The sequence below is a fragment of the Intrasporangium sp. genome (assembly GCF_032907665.1).
GTDB lineage: Bacteria > Actinomycetota > Actinomycetes > Actinomycetales > Dermatophilaceae > Intrasporangium.
Genome location: NZ_JAJJPG010000243.1, coordinates 1 through 2,945, shown reverse-complemented (window position 1 = coordinate 2,945; position 2,945 = coordinate 1). Strand labels below are relative to the sequence as shown.

At 69.4% G+C, this 2,945-nt stretch carries 2 protein-coding genes; both read left to right on the top strand.

The features are described 5' to 3' along the window. Window positions 1-126: 126 nt before the first annotated feature. Complete coding sequence (locus tag LOY02_RS18900; RefSeq protein ID WP_317183910.1) at window positions 127-963, top strand: CPBP family intramembrane glutamic endopeptidase; 837 nt, start codon at window positions 127-129, stop codon at window positions 961-963. 176 nt (window positions 964-1,139) lie between these two features. Continuing rightward, window positions 1,140-2,741: a dolichyl-phosphate-mannose--protein mannosyltransferase gene (locus LOY02_RS18895; RefSeq protein ID WP_317183909.1), complete on the top strand. Its 1,602-nt coding sequence runs from the start codon at window positions 1,140-1,142 to the stop codon at window positions 2,739-2,741. Window positions 2,742-2,945 lie beyond the last annotated feature (204 nt).

The following is a 2,945-nucleotide window of genomic DNA, read 5'->3' as shown; positions in this document are numbered from 1 at the left end:
CCGGGTCCGCTCCCCCGCCGGTAGGTGTCATGACTGATCCCGTCGGCGACGTGCTCGCCCGTGGTCCAGTCGGCAAGGAGCGACATGGACCGAGCGTACGTCGGCTCCGAAAGTACAGTGAACGCCATGCCGCGCAGCTTCCTGCCGTATGCCGCTGGGCTCGGTCCCAGCGCACACGACCCACTGCCCGTGGCCGGGTCAGCCGCGCGGCGGACGCTGGGCCGGGAGACGGTGCTGCTGCTCGGCGTGAGCCTCGGCGCATCGGCGATCTGGTCGGTGCTCTCGATCATCGAGAAGCTCACCCGGCCGACGCCGTTGCGTGAGCAGACGACGGCGATGAACCAGTCGGCCACGCCGGACCGGCCCTGGCTCGACCTCGCCTACCAGCTCACCGGGGTGGTCCTGCAGGTCGTCCCCGTCTTCCTCGCCCTCTTCCTGCTCGCGCGCGTCCACCGGCCGTCGCTGACGGCGGGGGCGGCGCGGTTCATCGGCTTCGACCGGACCGAGCCACTGCGGGACCTCATCCGCGGCGTCGGCCTCGCGGCCCTCATCGGTCTGCCCGGACTCGGGTTCTACTTCCTCGCCAAGGCGATCGGCATCAACACGAACGTCTCTGCCGCCAACCTCACCGACGTGTGGTGGTCCGCACCGGTCCTCACACTCGCCGCGATCGGCAACGCGCTCATCGAGGAGGTCGTCATGGTCGGCTACCTCTTCACCCGCTGGCGGCAGCTGGACTGGTCCTGGCCGGTCGTCATCGGCGTCTCCGCCCTCATCCGCGGGACCTACCACCTCTACCAGGGCTTCGGCGGGTTCATCGGCAACCTCGTCATGGGTCTCATCCTCGGCTACGTCTATGCCCGGACGCGCAGGGTGATGCCCCTCGTCGTGTGCCACGCCCTGCTCGACATCGTCGCCTTCGTCGGCTACTCGATCCTCAAGGCCCGCGGCATCACCCTCTGACCGGGCTCGGCGGCCGGTTCTGCACAGTCGAGTTCGACCGAGGGAGGTCGGGCAGGTCTGGGCGGGAGTCTGAGCGGGGAGGGCTGGGAGGTCACGAACGCGGGTGAGCGAGCCCAGCGGCATACGGCATGGCGGGGTTCGCGGGGCACCCACGGGGACTGCATACGATGTCGCCCATGAACTCCGCCCCGGCAGTGCGCTCACGCCTGCTCGGGAAACCGGAGGACGACTTCCGCGAGGTGCCCCGCCGACGGTTCGGCGCGCTGCTGACGCTGGGCTGGCTGGGGCCCCTGTTCTTCACCGTGGTCGGCGGGATCATGCGGTTCTGGCACGTCGGGGCACCCCACCAGCTCATCTTCGACGAGACCTACTACGTCAAGCAGGGCTGGTCGATGGTCCTGTTCGGCTACGAGATGAAGGTCGACCCGATCCTCGAGCAGGCCAAGCAGGTCGACCAGCACTTCACCGCCAACGACCCGTTCGTCTGGGGCACCGAGGGCGACTTCGTCGTCCACCCGCCGGTCGGCAAGTGGCTCATCGGACTCGGGGAGATCCCCTTCGGCATCCTCAACTCGTTCGGGTGGCGCTTCGCGGTCGCGCTCGCGGGGACCCTGTCGATCCTCATGGTCGGCCTCATCGCGCGGCGGCTCTTCCGCTCCGACCTGCTCGGCGCCGTCGCCGCCGCGCTGCTCGCCTTCGAGGGCCACCACTTCGTCCACTCGCGCACCGGGCTGCTCGACATCTTCGTCATGTTCTTCGGGCTCGCGGCGTTCGGGGCGCTGCTCATCGACCGCGACAAGGCGCGAGAGGTCCTCGCGGCCAAGGTCGCCGGCATCCCCCGGGCCGAGCTCTCCTTCCTCGGACCGTGGATCGGCTGGCGACCGTGGCGCTGGGTCGCCGGCGTGATGCTCGGGCTCGCCGCCGGCGTCAAGTGGTCCGGCCTGTACTTCCTCGTCGGCTTCGGACTGCTCACCGTGATCTGGGACATGGGGGCACGGCGTGCCGCGGGGGTGCGGGGCTGGTACGTCGCCTGGGTCGTCAAGGACGGCTTCTACGCCGCGCTCCAGCTCGTCGGGACCGCCGCAGTCACCTATGTCGCCAGCTGGACGGGGTGGATCCTCACCCGTGGCGGCTCCTTCCGCGACTGGGCGCAGACCCGTCCCTCCGGCGGGCTCGGCGGGATGCTGCCCGACTGGTGGCGCTCGCTCTGGGCCTACCACCAGCAGATGTTCGAGTCGAGCGCCTCGATCAACTCGCCGCATCCGTACCAGACGAGCCCCTGGTCCTGGCTCATCCAGGGCCGCCCGACGTCCTTCTTCTACGAGGGCCCGGTCAAGGGCGAGGACGGCTGCCTCGTCGACCAGTGCAGCAAGGCGATCACGTCCATCGGCACCGTCTCGGTCTGGTGGGGCGCGACCATCGCGATCTTCGTCCTGCTCTTCAGGTGGGCACTGCGGCGCGACTGGCGGGCCGGGGCCGTGCTGTCCGGCATCGCAGCCGGGTACCTGCCGTGGTTCTTCCTCGCCGACCGGACCATCTACTCGTTCTACGAGGTCGCCTTCGTCCCGTGGATCGTGCTGGCGTGCGTCTACGTCCTCGGTCTCATCATGGGTGGCCGCGACGCCTCGGTGGCGAGGCGACGAGTCGGACTCGGGGTCGTGGGGGCCTTCGTCCTGCTGACGATCGGGCTCTTCGCCTTCTTCCACCCCATCTACGTCGCCGACGTCATCCCCCAGCAGGAGTGGTCGCAGCGGATGTGGTTCCCGAGCTGGGTCTGAGCGGTCCGGGCGCGGCGGTGGCGCCTGGTCACCGTCCCGGGCCGCGATCACCTCGGGAGGCCAGCGATCTCGAGGTGGCCCCGCCGCGGGTCGGCACGGCTGGGTTTCATGTCGCGGCCCGCGTGGTGTTAAAGTTCCTGTCGCATCAAGGGGCTGTGGCGCAGTTGGTAGCGCGTCTCGTTCGCAATGAGAAGGTCAGGGGTT